This window comes from Vibrio sp. (genome assembly GCF_047973365.1).
GTDB lineage: Bacteria > Pseudomonadota > Gammaproteobacteria > Enterobacterales > Vibrionaceae > Vibrio.
Genome location: NZ_JBKEBW010000118.1, coordinates 1 through 18,970 on the forward strand (window position 1 = coordinate 1; position 18,970 = coordinate 18,970).

General features: G+C 42.8%; 15 protein-coding genes and 1 pseudogene. 9 read left to right on the top strand and 7 right to left on the bottom strand.

The window, feature by feature from the left end:
• The first annotated feature begins 116 nt into the window (after window positions 1-116).
• The 4 genes and pseudogenes from ACK5MF_RS14915 (at window position 117) to ACK5MF_RS14930 (ending at window position 3,408) form a co-directional block, all read left to right on the top strand.
• The gene (locus tag ACK5MF_RS14915; protein ID WP_416923376.1) at window positions 117-1,046 is read left to right on the top strand and encodes a DUF1214 domain-containing protein; all 930 of its coding nucleotides are present in this window, start codon (window positions 117-119) and stop codon (window positions 1,044-1,046) included.
• Between the two features lie 64 nt (window positions 1,047-1,110).
• Window positions 1,111-2,490, top strand: a complete 1,380-nt coding sequence (locus tag ACK5MF_RS14920) for a DUF1214 domain-containing protein (protein ID WP_416923377.1) — start codon at window positions 1,111-1,113, stop codon at window positions 2,488-2,490.
• 377 nt (window positions 2,491-2,867) lie between these two features.
• The gene (locus tag ACK5MF_RS14925) at window positions 2,868-3,146 is read left to right on the top strand and encodes a type II toxin-antitoxin system RelB/DinJ family antitoxin (protein ID WP_416923378.1); all 279 of its coding nucleotides are present in this window, start codon (window positions 2,868-2,870) and stop codon (window positions 3,144-3,146) included.
• Window positions 3,139-3,408: pseudogene (locus ACK5MF_RS14930) on the top strand (type II toxin-antitoxin system YafQ family toxin). Before ACK5MF_RS14925 ends, ACK5MF_RS14930 begins: the two are co-directional and overlap by 8 nt.
• A gap of 162 nt (window positions 3,409-3,570) precedes the next feature.
• Here ACK5MF_RS14930 and ACK5MF_RS14935 read toward each other — a convergent pair.
• Window positions 3,571-4,404, bottom strand: coding sequence for a helix-turn-helix domain-containing protein (locus ACK5MF_RS14935; RefSeq protein WP_416923379.1), 834 nt, complete (start codon window positions 4,402-4,404; stop codon window positions 3,571-3,573).
• A gap of 238 nt (window positions 4,405-4,642) precedes the next feature.
• Between ACK5MF_RS14935 and rhaM the strand changes: the two genes are divergently transcribed.
• From rhaM to ACK5MF_RS14950, 3 genes are all read left to right on the top strand, one after another.
• Complete coding sequence (gene rhaM, locus ACK5MF_RS14940; protein WP_416923380.1) at window positions 4,643-4,966, top strand: L-rhamnose mutarotase; 324 nt, start codon at window positions 4,643-4,645, stop codon at window positions 4,964-4,966.
• A 198-nt stretch (window positions 4,967-5,164) separates the two neighbouring features.
• Entirely contained in the window at window positions 5,165-6,307 is a 1,143-nt protein-coding gene (locus ACK5MF_RS14945; protein WP_416923381.1) for an iron-containing alcohol dehydrogenase, read from the top strand.
• Window positions 6,308-6,472: 165 nt separating this feature from the next.
• Window positions 6,473-8,245: a lysophospholipid acyltransferase family protein gene (locus ACK5MF_RS14950; protein WP_416923382.1), complete on the top strand. Its 1,773-nt coding sequence runs from the start codon at window positions 6,473-6,475 to the stop codon at window positions 8,243-8,245.
• A gap of 120 nt (window positions 8,246-8,365) precedes the next feature.
• Here ACK5MF_RS14950 and ACK5MF_RS14955 read toward each other — a convergent pair whose 3' ends face one another.
• The 5 genes from ACK5MF_RS14955 to fepB form a co-directional block, all read right to left on the bottom strand.
• Entirely contained in the window at window positions 8,366-10,414 is a 2,049-nt protein-coding gene (locus tag ACK5MF_RS14955; RefSeq protein ID WP_416923383.1) for a TonB-dependent receptor, read from the bottom strand.
• A gap of 146 nt (window positions 10,415-10,560) precedes the next feature.
• Complete coding sequence (locus ACK5MF_RS14960) at window positions 10,561-11,394, bottom strand: ABC transporter ATP-binding protein (RefSeq protein WP_416923384.1); 834 nt, start codon at window positions 11,392-11,394, stop codon at window positions 10,561-10,563.
• Between the two features lie 12 nt (window positions 11,395-11,406).
• The gene (locus tag ACK5MF_RS14965; protein WP_416923385.1) at window positions 11,407-12,483 is read right to left on the bottom strand and encodes a FecCD family ABC transporter permease; all 1,077 of its coding nucleotides are present in this window, start codon (window positions 12,481-12,483) and stop codon (window positions 11,407-11,409) included.
• Window positions 12,480-13,499, bottom strand: coding sequence for a FecCD family ABC transporter permease (locus ACK5MF_RS14970; RefSeq protein WP_416923386.1), 1,020 nt, complete (start codon window positions 13,497-13,499; stop codon window positions 12,480-12,482). The genes ACK5MF_RS14965 and ACK5MF_RS14970 overlap by 4 nt, the downstream gene beginning before the upstream one ends.
• Window positions 13,500-13,503: 4 nt before the next feature.
• Complete coding sequence (gene fepB / locus ACK5MF_RS14975) at window positions 13,504-14,439, bottom strand: Fe2+-enterobactin ABC transporter substrate-binding protein (protein ID WP_416923387.1); 936 nt, start codon at window positions 14,437-14,439, stop codon at window positions 13,504-13,506.
• A 109-nt stretch (window positions 14,440-14,548) separates the two neighbouring features.
• Between fepB and fes the strand changes: the two genes are divergently transcribed.
• Window positions 14,549-15,832: an enterochelin esterase gene (gene fes / locus ACK5MF_RS14980; RefSeq protein ID WP_416923388.1), complete on the top strand. Its 1,284-nt coding sequence runs from the start codon at window positions 14,549-14,551 to the stop codon at window positions 15,830-15,832.
• 87 nt (window positions 15,833-15,919) lie between these two features.
• Here fes and ACK5MF_RS14985 read toward each other — a convergent pair whose 3' ends face one another.
• The gene (locus ACK5MF_RS14985) at window positions 15,920-18,199 is read right to left on the bottom strand and encodes a penicillin acylase family protein (protein ID WP_416923389.1); all 2,280 of its coding nucleotides are present in this window, start codon (window positions 18,197-18,199) and stop codon (window positions 15,920-15,922) included.
• 243 nt (window positions 18,200-18,442) lie between these two features.
• On the opposite strand from ACK5MF_RS14985, the gene ACK5MF_RS14990 reads away from it, so the two are divergent.
• Window positions 18,443-18,724, top strand: coding sequence for a DUF134 domain-containing protein (locus tag ACK5MF_RS14990; RefSeq protein WP_416923390.1), 282 nt, complete (start codon window positions 18,443-18,445; stop codon window positions 18,722-18,724).
• Window positions 18,725-18,970 lie beyond the last annotated feature (246 nt).

The following is an 18,970-nucleotide window of genomic DNA, read 5'->3' on the forward strand; positions in this document are numbered from 1 at the left end:
CTTGGGCTTCAGGTTTAATACATAGCATAGCGACAGACCTTAGAATGTGTTCTGGTCACGACACTAATATGCAAACCAACAGGTAGCCATGTATTCCGCTACACTAATTTGTGAATGTGAGCTCTACATCTCATTGGTTGAATAATCACCAACTTATTAGCCCAATGAACTATGAGGGCGCGTATCCTGAACATAAATTTTTATTATCAAGTGTCGCGCCCTTTATTATCAAGTGTCGCGCCGCGCTACAAGATACCTATTACGAAGGCTGGCAGCCTTTAGATAATATGGCGTTTTGGAAACAATTGAATGATATTGTGCAAGTAGAGAATTTCCCTGCCGAAGACCGTTACATGCTTCAAGCACTCTATCGCGTTGGTATTGAGAAAGGAAAGCCGTTTAAACCAACCGAAAAACAGGTCGAGATTTTAAATAAGGCAGCGGAGTATGGTAAAGCGATGGCGGAGTCATTGTCTAATGGCCGTCGATTCTTTGTTGAGCCTTTTTATGGCAAAGATAGTGGCAGTTACTGGACGGTACACTTAGGGGGATTAACCAATTCTCATCACGTCAACCAAGAAAACGGAATGAAAGAGTTTGACGGTCTGACCTCTTACACATGGGAAGCCTTTTCCATGTCTGATGGCATGATGAAAGACCTCGTCGGAGTAGGTTCGAAGTACTTGGCGGCTTACGAAGATGCTAACGGTCAGTGGTTAGATGGCAGCAATACTTATCAATTAACGGTTCCGGCGAATGTCCCTGCTGAGCAATTCTGGTCTTTTATCGTTTACTCCCAGAAAACACGAACTTTTGTGCAAAATAAAGATCGAATTCCGGGCCTGACTTCACACGATAACTTGGTCGCTAATGACGATGGTTCTTACACTATTACCATTGGACCAGAGAAGCCTGAGGGTGTTCCAAAGTCTAATTTCATTTACTCAAACCCTGGGGAAGGCTGGTTTACCTACTTCCGCCTGTATGCACCAACACAGGCTTATTTCTCTAAGCAATGGGTATTACCAAACATAGAAAAAATCTGATCTCCAGAACCGCAAAGCATGATGCTTTGCGGTTCACTTTGTTATATCAAGTAGAGAAATACATATGAACATAATAAAAGCTATATTGTTATGTGCCTGTATTATTTCAGGAACAGCTCAAGGCAGAGACTTTGAACAAGAGCGTCTAGAGCGTCGCGCTTATGAAATCGCTCTATGGGGACAAGCACTTGTTGCTGGTAACCAAATGATTGAAGGCGGGATTGATGCCGGCCAAGCTTTAAATCAAATCGCTTATTTTTCTGAGCCACCAACATGGAAGTTTCAACAGCCTACACCAAACAATTCCACTCCTTATGTGCAGATCATTTATGATGTGAAGAATGGTCCCGTAGTGGTTGAAGTGCCACCTTCAACAGATAAATTCAGTGTATTTGGTACCTTTGAGGATCTATGGCAGCGACCTGTTGTCGATATCGGTACAGATGGTGATGATTCAGGTAAAGGAGGAAAGTACTTCCTATATGACGCTATGGATAAAAACATTCAGGTGCCGAAGGGGTACCTGCCTGTACCATTAACGACATATCGTGGCTACGGGACATTCCGAATTATCACTCCTGATCTAAAAAAACAGACATTAGAAGAGTCTGAACAGTATATTCTTAATGGCTTTAAGCAATATACGTTTGCTGACGGCTCGTCAGACTTAAAACCAATGAATATCTTTAATAAGGGTTACGCTTCGTTATTTCCTTGGGATCATACTTTTTTCAATCGCCTGCATGAGATTATCAATTACGAGCGAGTACAAGATGTCGACAAATACCCGATGGGTATGTTGAGCAGTATCGGTATTGAGCGTGGAAAACCGTTTGAACCGACTAAAGCGGAAAAGAAAACACTCGATAAGGTAATGAGTAATGTACATGATGAGTTGCAGCACCAGCTCGTGAATCTGACTAAACTGCGTTGGCCTGGACATTCTCAATGGCAAATGCCTGTCGATATGTCGATGATTACAACTGGAATGACATATGAAGATGATAATAAAGTCTATATCGACGAACGTGCATTCACCTTTTATACATACATTTCACCACCAGTAAAGCTTGGTTCAGCAACAGCTTACCTTATGTTATCAAAAGACGGTGATAATAAGCTTCTCGATGGTAATGCGAATTACAAACTGACAGTTCCAGCGGATGTTCCAGTTAATCAGTTCTGGTCTGTTCTCGTATACGATGTATCGACTGCCTCCTACATTCATGGTGCCGACCCAATCGGTTTGGCTTCAACAGAGCCTCATAAAGTGAACCCTGACGGAAGTGTCGACATATATTTTGGGCCTAAAGAATTAAATGGAGGTGTAAACTATCTGCCAACTGGTAATGCAAATAACTTCTTTCTATTGTTCCGATTCTACGGCCCACAAGAAGAGTATAACAATGGTACATGGATGCTAAATGATATAAAAAATCTTTAGCTCAACAATCACGCAAAAAGTAGCTGGGTAATATAGTTAATAGTCTCTGGCTGATAAATATCTCCCATAGAGAACAAAGAGAGAGATTGAACTAGAAAATTAACCTCCCAAGCTGAAAACAGCCTGAGAAGCTGTGAGGACGGTTGGTATAAGTGAGTTACAACAGTGAGACGTGTTTATCGGTAGGAATACCAAAATTGATCGTTTGATTCTTCCTGTTGGAACAGAGACAGAGTTTTCATTCATCTATGAAGATGAATGGAAACACACTGGTTTCCCGATTTCGCCACGTATTAGCTGTCTACTTGAACAATTTGCTATGTACCATTATACTTTTGTATAACTATGTATAACATTGCATGCAAAGAGGTATCAATATGAGAACAGAAATGTTGAGCACCCGCATAGACCCTGACACCAAAGTTGCTTTTACTAGCATTTGTGATGAGATGGGTTTAAGCACTTCACAAGCAATTAAATTATTCGCTAAAGCCGTTATCAACCACGGTGGAATTCCCTTTGAACTTCGTGTAGCTCAGCCTAATGGAGTAACCGCTGCCGCTATGAAAGAATTAGTTGAAGGCAAGGGCCATAAAGCTGAGTCAGTTGAATCTATGTTCAACGAACTGACCGAAGACAAAGTTAAAAATGTATAACCTTGAATACTCGACTCAGTTTAAAAAAGACTTTAAGAAAATCACTAAAATGCCGATCCCAGACATCATTGAGATCGGCAATATCATCTCGCAGCTACAGAGAGGCAACCCCCTTGCCCCTCAGAACGTTGACCACGCCCTGACAGGAAATTAGATTGGCTTTAGAGATTGCCATATAAAGCCAGATCTGGTGCTTATTTACCGTATTTTCGAAGACCAATTACAACTTGCCCGAATTGGTTCCCACAGCGATTTGTTTTGAAAACGTCATTGGCACATAAAATATACTTGTTGGATGGTGTACCTAAAACGAATGTCGCCTCGATTTAGGATACCTATTACGAAGGCTAGCAACCTTTAGATAATATGGCATTTGGGAAACAATTGAATGATATTGTGCAAGTAGAAAGTGAAAAAATTAAAACTAACGCACTGCTGCTCTTTCCTTTCTCAGCCTTGCGTCTCTTGGGGTAAGGTTGAACACCTGCTTGAACTTGGTCGAAAAATAGTTGCTATCGTGATACCCAACCTGAAATGCAATATCAGTGATCGACTCCTCGCTATACAGCAGACGAGAGAGAGCTTTGCTTGCCCGGATGTAGTGAAGATATTGGTTATAACTCATCCCTGTCAGATGTTTGATGCTCTTGGTTAGTTGCCTTGAGGACAAATGGGCAATTTCCGCCACTGGCTCTAATTCTGTTAGTTCTGAATAATGATCATTGATATGTGAAAGGGCAAAAATGACTCTATCTTCATGATTCAGCAAATCCGCTTTTTGAATTTTCCCTCTCCATAACTCAACAATTAATTGCTGAAACAGAGACTGAGCGATAATGCGAGAATCATCAGAATCGGTATGAGATTCAATATCCAGTTGCTCAATCAGTTTATTGGCTCTTTCAGCCGCATGCTCATTGATAAACCAGCCGTTTTCGTCACTCTTTTCTATCGGCATGTAGTTTTTTAGGCAAGAGCAAAGCGTTAATTTATCTCTATCAAACAAAACATTGCTGAGATAAAGATCATCAACACTGTCGAACAGATGACGATCTTCCTTCTTCACAAAGCAGACGTAATTTTTGCTTAGATTCATGGGGATGTCGTTCATCACATGGATGCCATTGCCACCTGAGACAATAATGATTTCTTCAAACGAATGCGCATGTTCAGGAAAAGGTTCCTGTGGGCTTCGGATCTCGGTAGTAACCGGACTTTTTGAATCCATGAAAAATTCATGCGCTTTGAGATAAATCATTCTAGCACTCCTGTTAGAACGGACTGTTTATTAAATACACAGTTACGTAAATACTCTGCGTGGAACAGCACAATTTGAAAACGCTAGAACGATATATTGTTGAAAATGTGAAACCGATGTAATTCACCTTGATAAAGTAACCATACTCACGCCAACAAGTGTGAATTCACTAAGGTTTGCACTACCTAAGTCTCTTACTGTTAGCTTTCGAATATCCACTTCATAATAGGAGCCCCTCGTGAGTGCATTGATCCGCAAAGGCTTTGTGATGCAGCTAAATCCAGGCTGTAAAGAAGAATACCAAAAAAGACATGATGAAATTTGGCCACAACTCGTCGACGTTTTAAAAACTCACGGTGGCAGTAACTACTCCATTTTTTTCCACGAGCAAACTCACCAGCTTTTTGGCTATGTTGAAATAGAAAATGAGCAACAATGGCAGCAAGTGGCACAAACTGAAGCCTGCCAAAAATGGTGGGCATTTATGCAAGATATTATGGCTACTAACCCAGATAACTCACCACAATCGATTGAATTAGAATCTGTTTTTTATTTGGCCTAACTCACGATTAAGCCTCACATTAAGCTGAGGCTTAATCCATCCACAATGTGAAAATTTGAGCTTGGGCATGACTTTCTTGGCAAATTCGCATCATTAATTAGTCAATCGGCAGAAATTTGAAGTTAATACTCAAAAATAAGCGCTCTAATAACCTTAAATAAATAATGGTTTATCAAAATTCAATTTAAGGAAATCACTATGAGTGTATTCAAACTTGCGTTCCCTAAAATCAATTTATCTGGCGTTGGCGCCATTGAAGCTCTGGTGGAGCGATTGGTTGAAGAACATGGACAAGAGAAAGGTCTGTTGATTTGCGACCCAACTTTGGTAGAGCTAGGTTTCGCCGACAAATTAATGAGCAGCAAACTCAATCTGGCGCTGTTCAAAGACGTACGCCCAAATCCGGACACCAATACCGTCAATAGCGCACTCTCTATGTATAATGCGGAGCAAGCCCAATACATCATCGGCTTCGGTGGTGGCAGCTCTATTGATACCGCCAAAGCAATCCGTATTCTCTCCGCCAATCCAGGCCCTATTGCTGCATACAACGGGGTCGAGAAAGTGAAAACGGTAGGAGCTCCGCTCTATGCGATTAACACCACAGCGGGCACCGCAGCAGAAGTCACCAGTAACGCTGTTATTACTGATACCGCTACGCACGTCAAACACGTCATCATCTCTGACAAAATCATCCCGGACATTTCAGTCAACGACGCAAGCGTCATGCTTGGCATTCCAGCATCAGTGACAGCCGCGACAGGTATCGACGCGTTAACGCATGCAGTTGAATCTTATGTTTCTGTCGGAGCACATCAGCTCACTGATTACATCTCTTTGGAATCGATCCGCCTGATAGCGCAAAATCTGCCACAAGCGGTGGATAATGGCTCTGATGTTCACGCTCGTGAAATGATGGCTTACGGTCAGTTCGTCGCAGGGTTGTCTTTCAATAGCGCAGGTTTAGGTATGGTGCACGCAATGGCTCACCCAGCAGGTGCGCATAAAGACTTACCTCATGGTGTGTGTAACGCGATTCTTCTGCCTATTGTCAGTGAATTTAACCGTCCATACCGTGTTGAAAAATTTGCCAAAGTTGCACAAGCGCTCGGTGTAGATACTTCATCAATGAGCGTTGAAGAAGCCAGTGTTGCAGCCATTGATGCACTCAATGCTCTCAATCGCCGTGTGGGCATTCCATCGGGCTTTGGCGAGCTAGGTGTTACCAAAGAAGATACGCTAACTTGGGTTAATGATGCACTGGCAGACCCATGTGCTGGCGGTAACCCACACCCAATGACTAAAGAACAAGTTATTGAGCTTTATGAAAAATCACTCTAACCCCTTTCAATGAGTGAAACCAAGCCTGAGCCGTTTGCTCAGGCTTTTTTGCTTCACTGTCACTGTATTGCAAAAAATCCGCCATCAAAGGCTCACATAATTGCAGCGTAGCTGAAATATTCCCCTTCTAGCATGGGCTCATAATACAAGGATTGTGAGGTTAACATGCTGTCAAAAAGCCCTTTTAAATTGCCACGAAAAACGCCGTTTGGTTTAGGTGAAAACTTCGCTGAATGGGCAACGGGTTTAAGTCAACTTGATAAATTCTATGCGCAACGTCCGGCCGGGTGCGACACTCGCCAATTTCTTCGCTTTACGCTCGAAATTTTGGGCATTGATTACCAACTAATAAAAGGTTCACTTAACAACGTACCGCAGATTGGACCAACGGTTGTAGTTGCCAACCATCCGCTAGGCTGTGTTGAAGGCGTGATATTGGCCGAGATGCTACTCACGATTCGTTCTGACGTACAAATACTGGCAAACCAATACTTAAAGACGGTGCCGGAACTGGATTCACTGTTTATCGGCGTCGATGTATTTGAGACAGATAATGCACGTAAAGCAAACCTACAAGCGATGCGTCAGGTTCATAAACATTTAGAGCAAGGCGGCTTGTTACTCATGTTCCCTGCAGGCGAAGTTTCCCAATTGGTAGACAGCAAACAACATCGTTTGGAAGATAAAGAGTGGAGTCAATCGGTCAGCCGCTTGATCAAAAAACACAAAGCGGCAGCAGTTCCCATTTATATCGAAGGTCACAACTCGACTCGTTTTTATATGGCAGGGAAAATACATCCGCTGCTTCGCACTGTGATGCTCGGCCGTGAATTGCTGAATAAAAAACAGACCTGTATCGACATTTCGATTAGCGATGTCATTCACTACAAAGAACTGCAACATCTTTGCGATCAACAACTGGTCAATTACTTGCGCCTCAACACCTATCTGCTTGGTGCAAAAAAAACACTATCACGAGATAAAACTAGCTTAGATGAGACTTCACAGGCAATTGCGGATAGATTACCGCTCATTGAACTGCTTGAAGATCTTAAAGCGCTTCCTTCATCAGCTCATCTGCTCAGTCTAAATGAGTTTGACGTTTACTGTACTCATTCCGAGCATATCCCCTCTTTAATGCATGAGATTGGACGCTTACGCGAAAAAAACTTTCGTCAAGTTGGTGAAGGAACCGGCCTGGCTTTAGATGTCGACGACTTTGACCGCGAGTATTTGCATCTTTTCATCTGGGATAAAGAACGCAATGAGATGGTTGGCGCTTATCGCCTAGGTTTGGTAGACAAAATTGTTGCAGCCCAAGGTATTCAAGGGCTCTATTCCAGCACGCTATTTAACTATGACCCACGCTTTCTGCAAAACATGGGCAATGCCATAGAGTTAGGGCGCTCAGTCATCGATGAATATTACCAGAAAAGCATGGCGCCATTGCTTCTGCTATGGAAAGGCATTGGCGCATTTATACATAACAACCCTCAGTATACTCACCTATTTGGTCCAGTCAGTATCAGCAATGATTACAGTGAACAAGCCAGGCGTTTGCTGGCTGACACCATGACGCTACACTTCTACGACAACGAACAAGCAAACTTTGTCGCAGCTTCTAATCCATTACCTACGATACCAGCCCAATGGAATGCTAGTTTGTTAACGTCCTTAGCCGACTTGCAACTGCTCTCGCGAGTGATTGCTCGTATTGATGAAGGCAAAGGCATTCCTGTGCTATTACGTCAGTATTTAGGCTTGAATGGAAAATTGGTCAGCTTCAACGTTGACCCTGCCTTCAACGATGCTTTAGATGGGTTGATCGTAGTAGATTTACATGATGTGCCGATAAAAACGCTGGGGCGCTATATGGGTGTGAAAGAGGCGCAAGAGTACTTGGAGAAACTAAAACCAATTGCGCTTGCAAACAATTAGCTTAGCTTTGATTGGATAGATTAGTTGCTCACTCATACGGCTGACTCATTTTTGATAAAAGCAGAAAAGCCCGACTTCTCCAGAAGAAGTCGAGCTCAATAATGTTAGCTATGGTTGAAACTACATTCGGTAAGTGGCATTTAGACCAAAGGTTCTTGTTTGACCAACAGACGCTTTGGTTGTACCTCTTGAACTCACTTGATATTGGTAAACCACATCTTCATCCGTTAAGTTGGTCACGTAGCCATCAAGAGTAAAATCGCCAATTGTGTACTGAAGACGAGCATCGGCAGTAACGTAGTCACCAGCAGTGTAATCTTCGCTGTTCTCTAAATCAGAGTAATACTTACCCACATAAGTTACATCAGCACCTATTGAGAAGTTCTGACCGAAGTATTGAGTAAAACCTGCAGACAAGTTAGAACTTGGCGCATTCGGTAGTTCTAAACCACTTTCTGCAACGTCATCTTTAACAATTTTCGTTTCTAGGTAGCCAGCACTTGCACGAAGTTGTGTGCTTGTCGTTGCCCAGATAGAACCAGCGAGCTCCACACCGTAAGTACGTGACTCTTCGATATTATCGAATCGGCTGTCTACATAAGCTTGGTAGCCGGAGTAATCGTTGTAGAACAAGTTAGTGCTGAATTGTCCACGCTCAAATTCTTTAAGTAGACCCGCTTCATAAGCGATAACCGTCTCTTTATCGTACTCATAGTATTCTTGCTCAGTGAAGTCTAAAGCATGGCCGCCTGAGTTATAGCCTTTACGAACAGAGGCATTAACTGTAGTCGTATCATCGAAGTAATAGAGTGCGCCCACTTTAGGCAAGAAAATGTTGTTACTGCGATTATCTTCTACATCAAATGTACTGGATTTAGCCGAGATATTTGTGCCGTTATGCTCAAAGTCTTCATTTTCAAAACGAACACCACCAACAAGTTTAAACGCTGGGGTTAACGTGTATGTTGTTTCACCAAATGCAGCAGAAGTTGTCGTCGTTCCATCAATAACCGTTCCGGTAAATTCTGTATTGGTATCTGCTTTTGAATAATAAAGCCCTAAAACTGAAGAAAAGTCTGAACCAGGAGTTTGCACTAAAAGTCGATTTTCCACGGTAATGTTATCGACATCAGAAACAACATGGAATGCTGAAGGGTATTGATCAAACTCGACATCAGAACTGAGATAAGCAACGTGTAATGAGTTAACTAAACCATTGTCGAAATCGTAATCAACATCGGCGGCGATACTCTGTGCAACTGAATCTTGAAGACGAGTATTTGAAGAGTTAGCGCTGTCTAAAATCAATGCCGGATCATAAACATACTCAGTTGAAGCAAAAGATAGGTACTCACCTTTGTAAGTGTGACGGTTGTAAGTCAACTTAGCACTCAAACCAGGCATTGAAGACGGTTCCCAAAGCAGTTTGAAACGAGCATTGAGATTTTCAGATTCTTCAAGATCAGGTGCACCTTCAAGCTCGTCAGATGCTTGAGTATAGTTCATCCAACCATCACCTTTGTTGCCATCAACTGCTAGACGGAAAGCAAGCTCATCTTGAATTAAAGGGCCAGATGTCATAATTGCTAAGTTGTTTTTAACATTGCCGTTCTCGTAGGTTTCAAAACCTGCGCGTAGTTTTGTTTCCCAGTAGTGAGTTGGATCGTTGGTTTGAACCACCAAAGCACCACCGATAGAGTTAGTACCTTGGTTCGTCGATTGTGGTCCACGTAATACTTCAATCTGCTTTACATCCCATGATTTACTTGGAGTATAGCCTTGGCCCATCCAAGCTTGAGCAACATCATCTACGATAGTCGAAACACGAGCTTTACCACCGCTGTAAAACGCATTACCACCAGTTGCAACACCAGCACCTTCAATACCACGAATACTAATTGATTCAAATCCGGCTGTAACCACGTTTGGTGCTGAAGTAGCAATGTCATTGATTGACGTCTTCTCGCCATTTTCCAATTGCTCTTCACCAATAACTGTGACGGCTGTTGTGGTGTCTTTCAGGTTTTTATCCATTCGTTCGCCAGTAATGACGATCGTTTCTGTTCCTTTTGTTTCATTACTTAACGCTGGTAAAGATACTGCCATACCGATAGCCACTGCGATGCTATAGCTTAAGTAATTCATCCTTTTTGCTTGTAAAGATTTCATCCTGTTCCCTATTTTTTAATTAAATTAACCCCAAAAATTAATCGTAATGATATTGATTATCATTTACTATATCAATTAAAAATTAGGCAATAATTTGAAAAAATAAATAACAGATCTGAGTAAGACTATTGGGTTAATAACATGTGCTATCTGGTGCCATAAGGAATAACCATCGGTGAGCCACAAATGGGGTCATCCATAATTAGGCAATCTAAGTTGAAAACTTGTTTGATGATCTCACTGGAGATGATGTCCTGCGGTGCGCCTTGCGCGGCGATGTTACCTTCACTCATCAACAAAATATGGTCAGCGTAGCGAAACGCTTGGTTGAGTTCATGCAATACAGCCACAATGGTGAACTTTTTCCTGCGATTCAAATCACGGCAAAGCTCTAATAAGTCAATCTGATGAGCAATATCTAAATACGTTGTTGGCTCATCGAGAAACAGAATTGGCGTCTGTTGCGCAAGAACCATCGCAATCCATACCCGTTGTCGCTGTCCACCGGAAAGCTCATCAATCAACCTTTCTGCTAAATGCTCAATATCGGTCAATTGCATTGCTTCACATACCGCCTGTTCATCCTCATCACTCCACTGTTGAAAAAGCTTCTGGTAGGGGTAGCGACCTCTGGATACAAGATCTTTCACTCGAATTCCATCAGGAGCGGTGACACGCTGAGGCAACAAACCAATTTGTTTTGCTAAAGATTTAGGGTGGAGCGAATAAATATCTTCGCCATCTAACTCAACTCGGCCTGAATTCGGTTTTTGCAAACGACAAAGCATTCGCAGTAGTGTTGATTTACCACAACCGTTTGGCCCAATAATAACGGTGAACTTGTTATCAGGAATAGTGACATCTAGTGACGAAAAAATTTGCTCAGATTCATAACTGAGATTCATGTTTGAACCCGATAGCCGATCGATATGCAAACTCTCTCCTAATGATTCAAATAACGTTTCTTCCTTAATACTCATAATCACTGCAACTCAAAAATTCTTTGTTCTGGTTAGTAACCAAAGCAAATACACACCACCCACAAGACTGGTTAACTGACCGATGGGAAGGTTGATAGAAAATGGTTTTATTTGAGAGACAAGATCAGCAATAACTAACAAAGTCGCCCCCATGACAGCTGAGGCTGCAACAGGAATATGACCAACCCTAAGCAGGCGAGTCACGAGTTGAGGAGCCGCTAATGCAATAAAACTGATTGGGCCCGCCGCCCCTGTGGCTAAGGCAGCAAGTGCCACAGACAGGAAAGTCATAACTACCCTTTCTTTTTCTACACAAACACCGATCTGTGAAGCCATTTCATCTCCCATTTCCAATAAATGAAGTGTCCTGGCTTTGACAATAATAATTGGCACAATCAATATGACGTCGAGCATCACAGGTAGCGCATGTCCCCAGCTTCTCGCATTAAGAGAGCCAGCAAGCCAAAGGTTTGCCATGATAGCCTGATCTAAATTTCCTTTGACTAACATCAAGCTGTTAAAGGCACTCAATATGGCACCGATACCAATGCCGATAAGAATTAGCCGATAACCACCGACAACACCATTTTTTCGGGAAAGAAAATAGACCGTACCAGCCGTCAGCATTCCGCCAATTAAAGCGGAAATCATCACAGCTTGCGCTGAGTTCTGAAACACAATAATTTGGATTAAAGCGCCAGATGCCGCTCCAGTGGTAAAGCCGATAATGTCTGGCGAGCCAAGAGCATTTTTGGAAATAGATTGAAAGATAGAACCTGACACGCCCAGTGCCATCCCCACAAAAATAGCCGTAACGATTCGCGGCAAACGAACATTCCAAACAATACGTTCGGCAATAGCTATACGTTCGGCAATAGCTTGATCGCCACCAGTATGGAAAAGCACAGAGAACAATTGCTCAAACGTTAATGGGAATGACCCAACGGTAATCAAATAGCAACTTATCGCGAGTAAAGCGACTAATGAGTACATGACAAACAGCCACTCTTTTTTTGAGTATCGAATGGTCATTCCTCTGCGATGAATGAGCTGATCACTCAACACCTTAGACTGAAACATCAGGCTCATAATTCGGCCATCCTCCAGCGTCGAACTAAGATGACAAAAATTGGCCCGCCTAGTAAAGCCGTCATGATGCCTACGCTAATTTCGTCAGGAGAAACCAATATCTTACCTAAGATATCCGCGACCGAAACCAATACAGCCGCAATCATCATCGAATAAGGCAACAACCACTTGTGCTCTGTTCCAACCCAAAAACGTGCAATATGCGGTGCGGTTAAACCCACAAAGCTCAGAGGCCCTGACGCGGCTGTTGCTGCTCCAGCAAGAATAGTGATAGATAAGGAAGCGCGAATCCATACACTGGTATGATTGATGCCAAGCGACTGGCTGATGTCTCTACCTAAAGAAACGGTATTCAGCTCTCTGGTCAAAAACATGGTGTAGATTAACCCAACGAATACCAATCCAGAGATAGGAAAGAGAACATCAAAACCTCTTCCCTGAAGAGAGCCGACTACCCAATGTCGAAACTGGTTAAATGCTTCTTCCTGACTATTAACCGTGATGATTTGGGTAATAGAGAGCAGAATGACCGACAGCGCTATACCAGAGAGTACCACTTTGACAGGGTTAACACCGCCGTTAAGTCCAGCCAGAAGATAGATAATACCACCCGCTAGCATTGCTCCAAGAATACTAAACCACATGTAGAAATGAACATCAGTAATTCCAAACAAAGCGATAGCAATAACGACCGCTAAGGTCGCTCCTGAATTCACACCTAACAATCCCGGCTCCGCAAGTGGGTTTCGAGTTAGAGTTTGCATCAAAACCCCAGCCCCGCCGATAGCCAGTCCAACCACGATAGCTAGAAGGGCTCTGGGTAAACGTAGATGATGAACAATTAAATGCTCACTATTTTGTGGCGAGTATTGAGTTAATGCCCGCCACGTTACCTCCGGTTCAATATCTCTAGAACCGAAGAAAACGCTGGTAAAAGCACACACTAGGGCTACAACCAGAAGAAAGAACAGCCCAGTGTAGTAAAAAGAATCTCGATGGCTAGATGAAGCTTTCATTTCACTATTGAGCCAACCCGAAATGCTTTTTCATCAGCTCAATTATTTCCAGGCTGCTGTAGTAATCGATTCTGAAAGAATTGAGCCCTAATTCATAAACCTGTTTTTGTGTCACAGAGGGCAAGTTGACTAACACCGGATCTTTCAATACGGTTTGAATATTCGACTCGTCAGCCACGATAACAAAGCTCACCGGAGCTTTAAGCTGCGTCAACGTTTCATAATGAACACGGGCAAAATCATTTCTTTTATCGCTGAATGTTTCCCATTCATCCTTAGCGCCTTCAATCTCAAACCCTAAAGCATGGATCAATTCACTGTGAGGCCCCGTGACTTTGGCTATCGCATTAGCCATCCCAGGACCGTTATAGCGAATAATATTGGCTTGTTTTGCTGGTAGATTCAGCTTAGTGGCTTCAACGTATTGGTCAAACTCAGCTATTTTTTGTTTAACAAAATCCTCTCGCCCAGTTGCGTAGCCCAGTTTAATTGCTAGTTCCTGCCAGGTCTGGCTACCATAATCAACCACAATGACAGGGGCTAAAAGCTTCAATTCAGGAACCAAATCAAGTACTGAATCTCCACCCATTTTAGCGACAACAATCAGATCAGGCATAACAGCGTAAGCCATTTCGATATCAACCCCACCCACAGGCCAAAGCTCAGTAATCTTTCGCTGCTTAGCTACCGATTCCCATTGAGAGAAAAATTTTCCGTCTCCAGCGGTTGAACTCGCAACCACTGGAGCATCAATCGCAATAAGAGTGCCTGTAACCGTCACGGAAGTTGACAGTACCTTCAACGGCTTTTTGGGGATAATCGTTGTTGAACCATCCGCATTGACAAATGTTCTGGGCCACTGTTCAGCAGACGTTTCAGCAGCAAAAACCGACATTATTGAATAGCAAATAGCACACATCGAAATGATAACACGTATCATAAACATTACCATTATTAGTAAAATCAACGTATGCTAACACAAAAATCATTCAGGTAAACAGTTGCTTTCATTGGATGAATCGAAAAAAGATCAGGTCAGGAGAAGTTAGGTGAGCTTAAAATCGTTGTTGAAAAGCACAGACTTAGTAGGGTTATCAATCGGTTCCGAACTTTGGTGGGATAAGCTCGCTTCAGTAGGCACCCCATTACAAATTACAAGAGACAACGGAACAACTGAGCTGGTTTTTATTTGGAGAAAACCAACCACTTCTCCACAATATACCTCGGTCTACATTGATATTAATGGCGTCATTAACCATCATGATTTCAATGCGGCTCAGTTAGTTCAATTCGGAAATAGCGACGTTTTTTACTACATTTGCAGCGCACCAAGCAGTTGGAATGGTACCTATGCGTTGATTCCGGTTACAGAGGAAGCGAAACAACCTGAGTATCATGGAAGCCGTGAAGAGCAGATTTCACAACATCGAAATTGGATCATCAAAAGGCGCGCATACCACGTGGCAGATCCACTCAACAAAAGAAACCTTTCATTGTGTGAGTGGGGTAAAATGCATTCCCGCCTGTACTTAGATCCTTCTGTTATTCATCCCGCCTGGAGTTCTTTTGATCGCAGCAAAGGTAAGGCAGAACTAAGCTCTCTCTGCCATGAGCATATTTTTCATAGCGAGATCTTAGAGCAAGAAAGACGTTTTTGGAGTTATTCAACCGCGCTTAATGGAGAAAAAAATCTTCCTCTCATTATCGTACTTGACGGTCAGACATGGACACAGAGCATACCAATCATGTCGGCTTTAGACATTTGTACTCAGCAAAAACTTCTACCACCAGCGGTTTATCTGATGATCGATGTGATGTCTATGACGCAGCGATCGATTGATCTCCCTTGTAATCCAACCTTTTGGCAATCAGTCATTGAAGAGTTCATTCCTATTATTTCAGACAAGTATCACCTCACGTCAGATCGAGACAATACGGTTGTAACGGGGCAAAGTTACGGCGGCTTATCGGCGGTTTACGCCCTACTCAATTGGCCAGAAAAATTTGCTAAAGCAGTTTCTCAATCAGGATCTTTCTGGTGGCCAAATGATTCATTGATTCATCATTCTCATCAGTCAGATATTGTTCAGCAATTACCTGAGTCACTTTATCTTGACCAATATATCGATACTCTGGGCACCCACTATCAGCACAAAATCTATATGGAAGCAGGAAAACGAGAAGGAATGATGGCACCACTTTCCGAACATATACACCAAAAACTAAAAGAAAATAAACATAACTCAATCATTGAGTTATATGACGGAGGGCACGATAGTTTGCTATGGCGCGAAGGCTTAATTAAAGGTTTAATTTGGCTGTTTGCCGATTAAATACAACTGAGGCTTTTTTACTAGGATTTGCAAAACAGCCACATAATTGTGGCTGTTTTGTTCAGTACTTAGTTGCATTCCGCACGTTCAAACATTGATACCCGTTTTTGCTGATTGCAGTGTCAGTGAACCGATGAGATAAGCCGATGTAAGCTGCTGAGGTAAAAAGGGAATAACTCCTAACGTTTTGTTGGAGAACATCTTCAACTGTCTCGTTCTACCTTCAGATATAACACCGTCTCTCTGTCCGTGGCTCAATAGCCCCTCAATGATGATTTGCCCTTTTTCCCAACGTGAAAGCTGAATATAAGCGGTGCCAAATAAGATATAGGGGAAGCCTGATTTTTCTAAAGGTGCAGGCATCTCACCATTAAGCACCCCCTCTAAATAGGAACCGCCATGCAGTGGGATGACCTCACCATTATCGGTTTTACACAAAACATCTCCCCACGCTTTATCCAGTTCGAAGCCAAATTGCTGCAATTCGCTAACGCTTTCGTCCAACGCCTGCTGAATTTTATCAAGACTACCCGTGCTGAGATCCAATTGAGTACCTAACTCAGGATCACCACTGCCAAGCATAGTTAACATATTCAGTTGTACGACTTTGTTCCAGAAGAGATGAAACAGCAGAGCACCACGACTATCGGAGTTATTCTTTCTATCCCATTGTGCTAATACCTTGCTGGCTGCCTGAATGGATGTCGAAGATACCATTTGTAAATGGGCGAGAATATCGGACAAGAAAGTTTCAGCGGCATAGTTTCGGTTATCAAACAATACTTCCAATGCATTAGACGGCTTAATCACAGGCGCTTTACTTAGCTCTTTCATTCGAATTGCCGACATGGCTAGTCTAGGATCGTACCTGAGACCCGCTGCGATACTCTTCGCGATTTGATGATCCGGTTTATGCTGACCAAATACAGAAGGAAAATCAGGCTGACAAACACCGTATTCAGTGTATTTGTAGCTATTGTTCGCGTTGTGAATGATCCCGCGAGAAAATACATTTGGATAGAAAGAATTCGCTGCTGTTAATGGCTTTTGATCCTTTCCTCTTAATGAGCACTCGCTACGAGTGCCATCCAACACATTAAATGCCGCTTCTCTATCGCCAATATGACATTGTACCATTTGTTCATCAGTGACCGGCGGTACATTCCCTGCCATCACGTATGCGATGTCACCGTATCGATCTGCCACAATTAACTGACATAAAATACCACGATGAGACGATATCGCGTCAACAAACGCTTTGGTAGTTGAAGTTTTCGCTGCCGCTAGAAACTGATTAATGCCACGAGCATTGCGCTCACTAGGGTTGGTAATCGCATACCATCCCTCTGGTTTGCCTGGTCTTTGTGGAAGTTTAAATAAATAGCCAAGTTCAGAATGCAGAAAATGATAGTGACGAGTTTCAATGTCTCCATTCTCTTCTAACACATCAATACTGATCTCTTTTATCTCAAGTGGTTTTTGTTCACCGTCCATAAGATAAGTTGGGTTAAGCGTAACTTCTTGAATCTTCATTAGTTGCAGGACAAATGAAGTGACCGTTGCTGCGTCCAAAATGGACCATGACACATCAGCATTGTAACCAGTAAGCGGCAGCGGGAAGCCAAGGAAAGAAGTGCCAGCCACATCCAGTTCTCCGGGAATCGTAAGGTGATACTGATGCATATAAATACGCTGCTGATGTGGGGTTCTTTGCCATGCCGAGTGCGGATTACCTAGCAGAATTGCCCCCTCACCTTCTACGACATCACCACCGAATGCCCATGCATTGCTACCAAAACCACCTTCAACAATCACATCTTCACTGTGACAAGAGTGATGGCAAGTCGTCAAATCCGATCGCCATGCGCCGGAAGAAGCCACAAGGTGAGGACCGATTTCGATTAACTCTTTCATAACGCCAAATCGCATCGCGGAACGAATCACATCCTCTGGCTCGAAAGTAATTAACGGTTCAGCACTGTTCCTTTCGTGCCATTCTTCTTCTGTCAAAGATTCTACAAAGTGATTTAGCCCATTCACATAACCAACAACATAAGCTCGCGCATCATCACTAAGGTTTGCTAACTCTTCTTTTGCCCATTCCGCTGGCATACGTAAGCGGAACATCAAATCTGAATTCAAGTTAGTCGTTTTTAGAAAGCCAATCGTCGAAAACTGCTCTGCGCCGTAATACCCGGAGCGTTCGCCACGCAGCACTATCGCTTGCGCAGAGATTTCAGCTAAACGATCCCGAGCATGGACATAGCCATAGCCGAAGCCAAGAGATCCATAATTGTCCGCCTCGATATGAGGAACATCATTTTCTGTCCAACGGATTTTGGCCGTATTTAAGTCATTTTCGAGCATATATAGCGCCTGTTTTGAACGATAAATTGTTTTGAACAATAAATTACTATTCCAAGGTACATGTCCAAAAAACAACAACCTTAGATGCAAATAAGAATAATTTTCATTATTACATGGACAATAAAAAAATCATATCGTTAAACAATCCGCTTTGACACTCATGCCTGCGCAGCAGATAGCCCTGTTTTTGCCACCAAGACTGGTTTACTATCAGTTACCCGATTCTATCGCCTAGGAGCATTTATGGGTCGTCCCAAAATTCCACGTAATATCTGCGGAGTTCCTGCTGATAGCTGCTTTAAACCTAACGGTATACCAATGAGCGAGCTCGATAAAATCGAGCTCGCCGCAGACGAATTTGAAGCTCTGCGCCTAGTTGATCTTAAAGGTATGCTCCAGCAAGATGCTGCTGCAGAAATGGGCGTATCCCGCCAAACGCTGGCTAATCTGGTAAAAAGAGCACGTTACAAAGTAGCCATCTGCCTTGCCGAAGGCAAAGCACTCTTGATGCATCGCCCAGATTAACCTTCTCTCTATACATCCACTGCCTATACATCAATTGCGGCGTTGACGACGACCGAGAGCACTAAACTTGCAATTTTGGCAACTCTGCTTGCAAAAATATTATTTGCATATGCCATAAATCGATCTTATAAATAGCATATGCTATAAATATATAAAGCGATAAATACTGTCAGCCTTGTGCTGCAAGGAGCTCTATCATGATCACTGCTATTCCAATTGAACAAGATCGCATTGCCAATCACTTTA

What these genes read in the sequence shown, in the direction of transcription:
- ACK5MF_RS14920 (WP_416923377.1), top strand. Translation starts at nt 1,111, where the DNA reads ATGAACATAATAAAAGCTATATTGTTATGTGCCTGTATTATTTCAGGA.
- ACK5MF_RS14955 (WP_416923383.1), bottom strand. Translation starts at nt 10,414, where the DNA reads ATGAAATCTTTACAAGCAAAAAGGATGAATTACTTAAGCTATAGCATC.
- ACK5MF_RS14935 (WP_416923379.1), bottom strand. Translation starts at nt 4,404, where the DNA reads ATGATTTATCTCAAAGCGCATGAATTTTTCATGGATTCAAAAAGTCCG.
- ACK5MF_RS14965 (WP_416923385.1), bottom strand. Translation starts at nt 12,483, where the DNA reads ATGAGCCTGATGTTTCAGTCTAAGGTGTTGAGTGATCAGCTCATTCAT.
- ACK5MF_RS14985 (WP_416923389.1), bottom strand. Translation starts at nt 18,199, where the DNA reads ATGCTCGAAAATGACTTAAATACGGCCAAAATCCGTTGGACAGAAAAT.
- ACK5MF_RS14945 (WP_416923381.1), top strand. Translation starts at nt 5,165, where the DNA reads ATGAGTGTATTCAAACTTGCGTTCCCTAAAATCAATTTATCTGGCGTT.
- ACK5MF_RS14990 (WP_416923390.1), top strand. Translation starts at nt 18,443, where the DNA reads ATGGGTCGTCCCAAAATTCCACGTAATATCTGCGGAGTTCCTGCTGAT.
- fepB (WP_416923387.1), bottom strand. Translation starts at nt 14,439, where the DNA reads ATGATACGTGTTATCATTTCGATGTGTGCTATTTGCTATTCAATAATG.
- ACK5MF_RS14925 (WP_416923378.1), top strand. Translation starts at nt 2,868, where the DNA reads ATGAGAACAGAAATGTTGAGCACCCGCATAGACCCTGACACCAAAGTT.
- ACK5MF_RS14970 (WP_416923386.1), bottom strand. Translation starts at nt 13,499, where the DNA reads ATGAAAGCTTCATCTAGCCATCGAGATTCTTTTTACTACACTGGGCTG.
- ACK5MF_RS14950 (WP_416923382.1), top strand. Translation starts at nt 6,473, where the DNA reads ATGCTGTCAAAAAGCCCTTTTAAATTGCCACGAAAAACGCCGTTTGGT.
- ACK5MF_RS14960 (WP_416923384.1), bottom strand. Translation starts at nt 11,394, where the DNA reads ATGAGTATTAAGGAAGAAACGTTATTTGAATCATTAGGAGAGAGTTTG.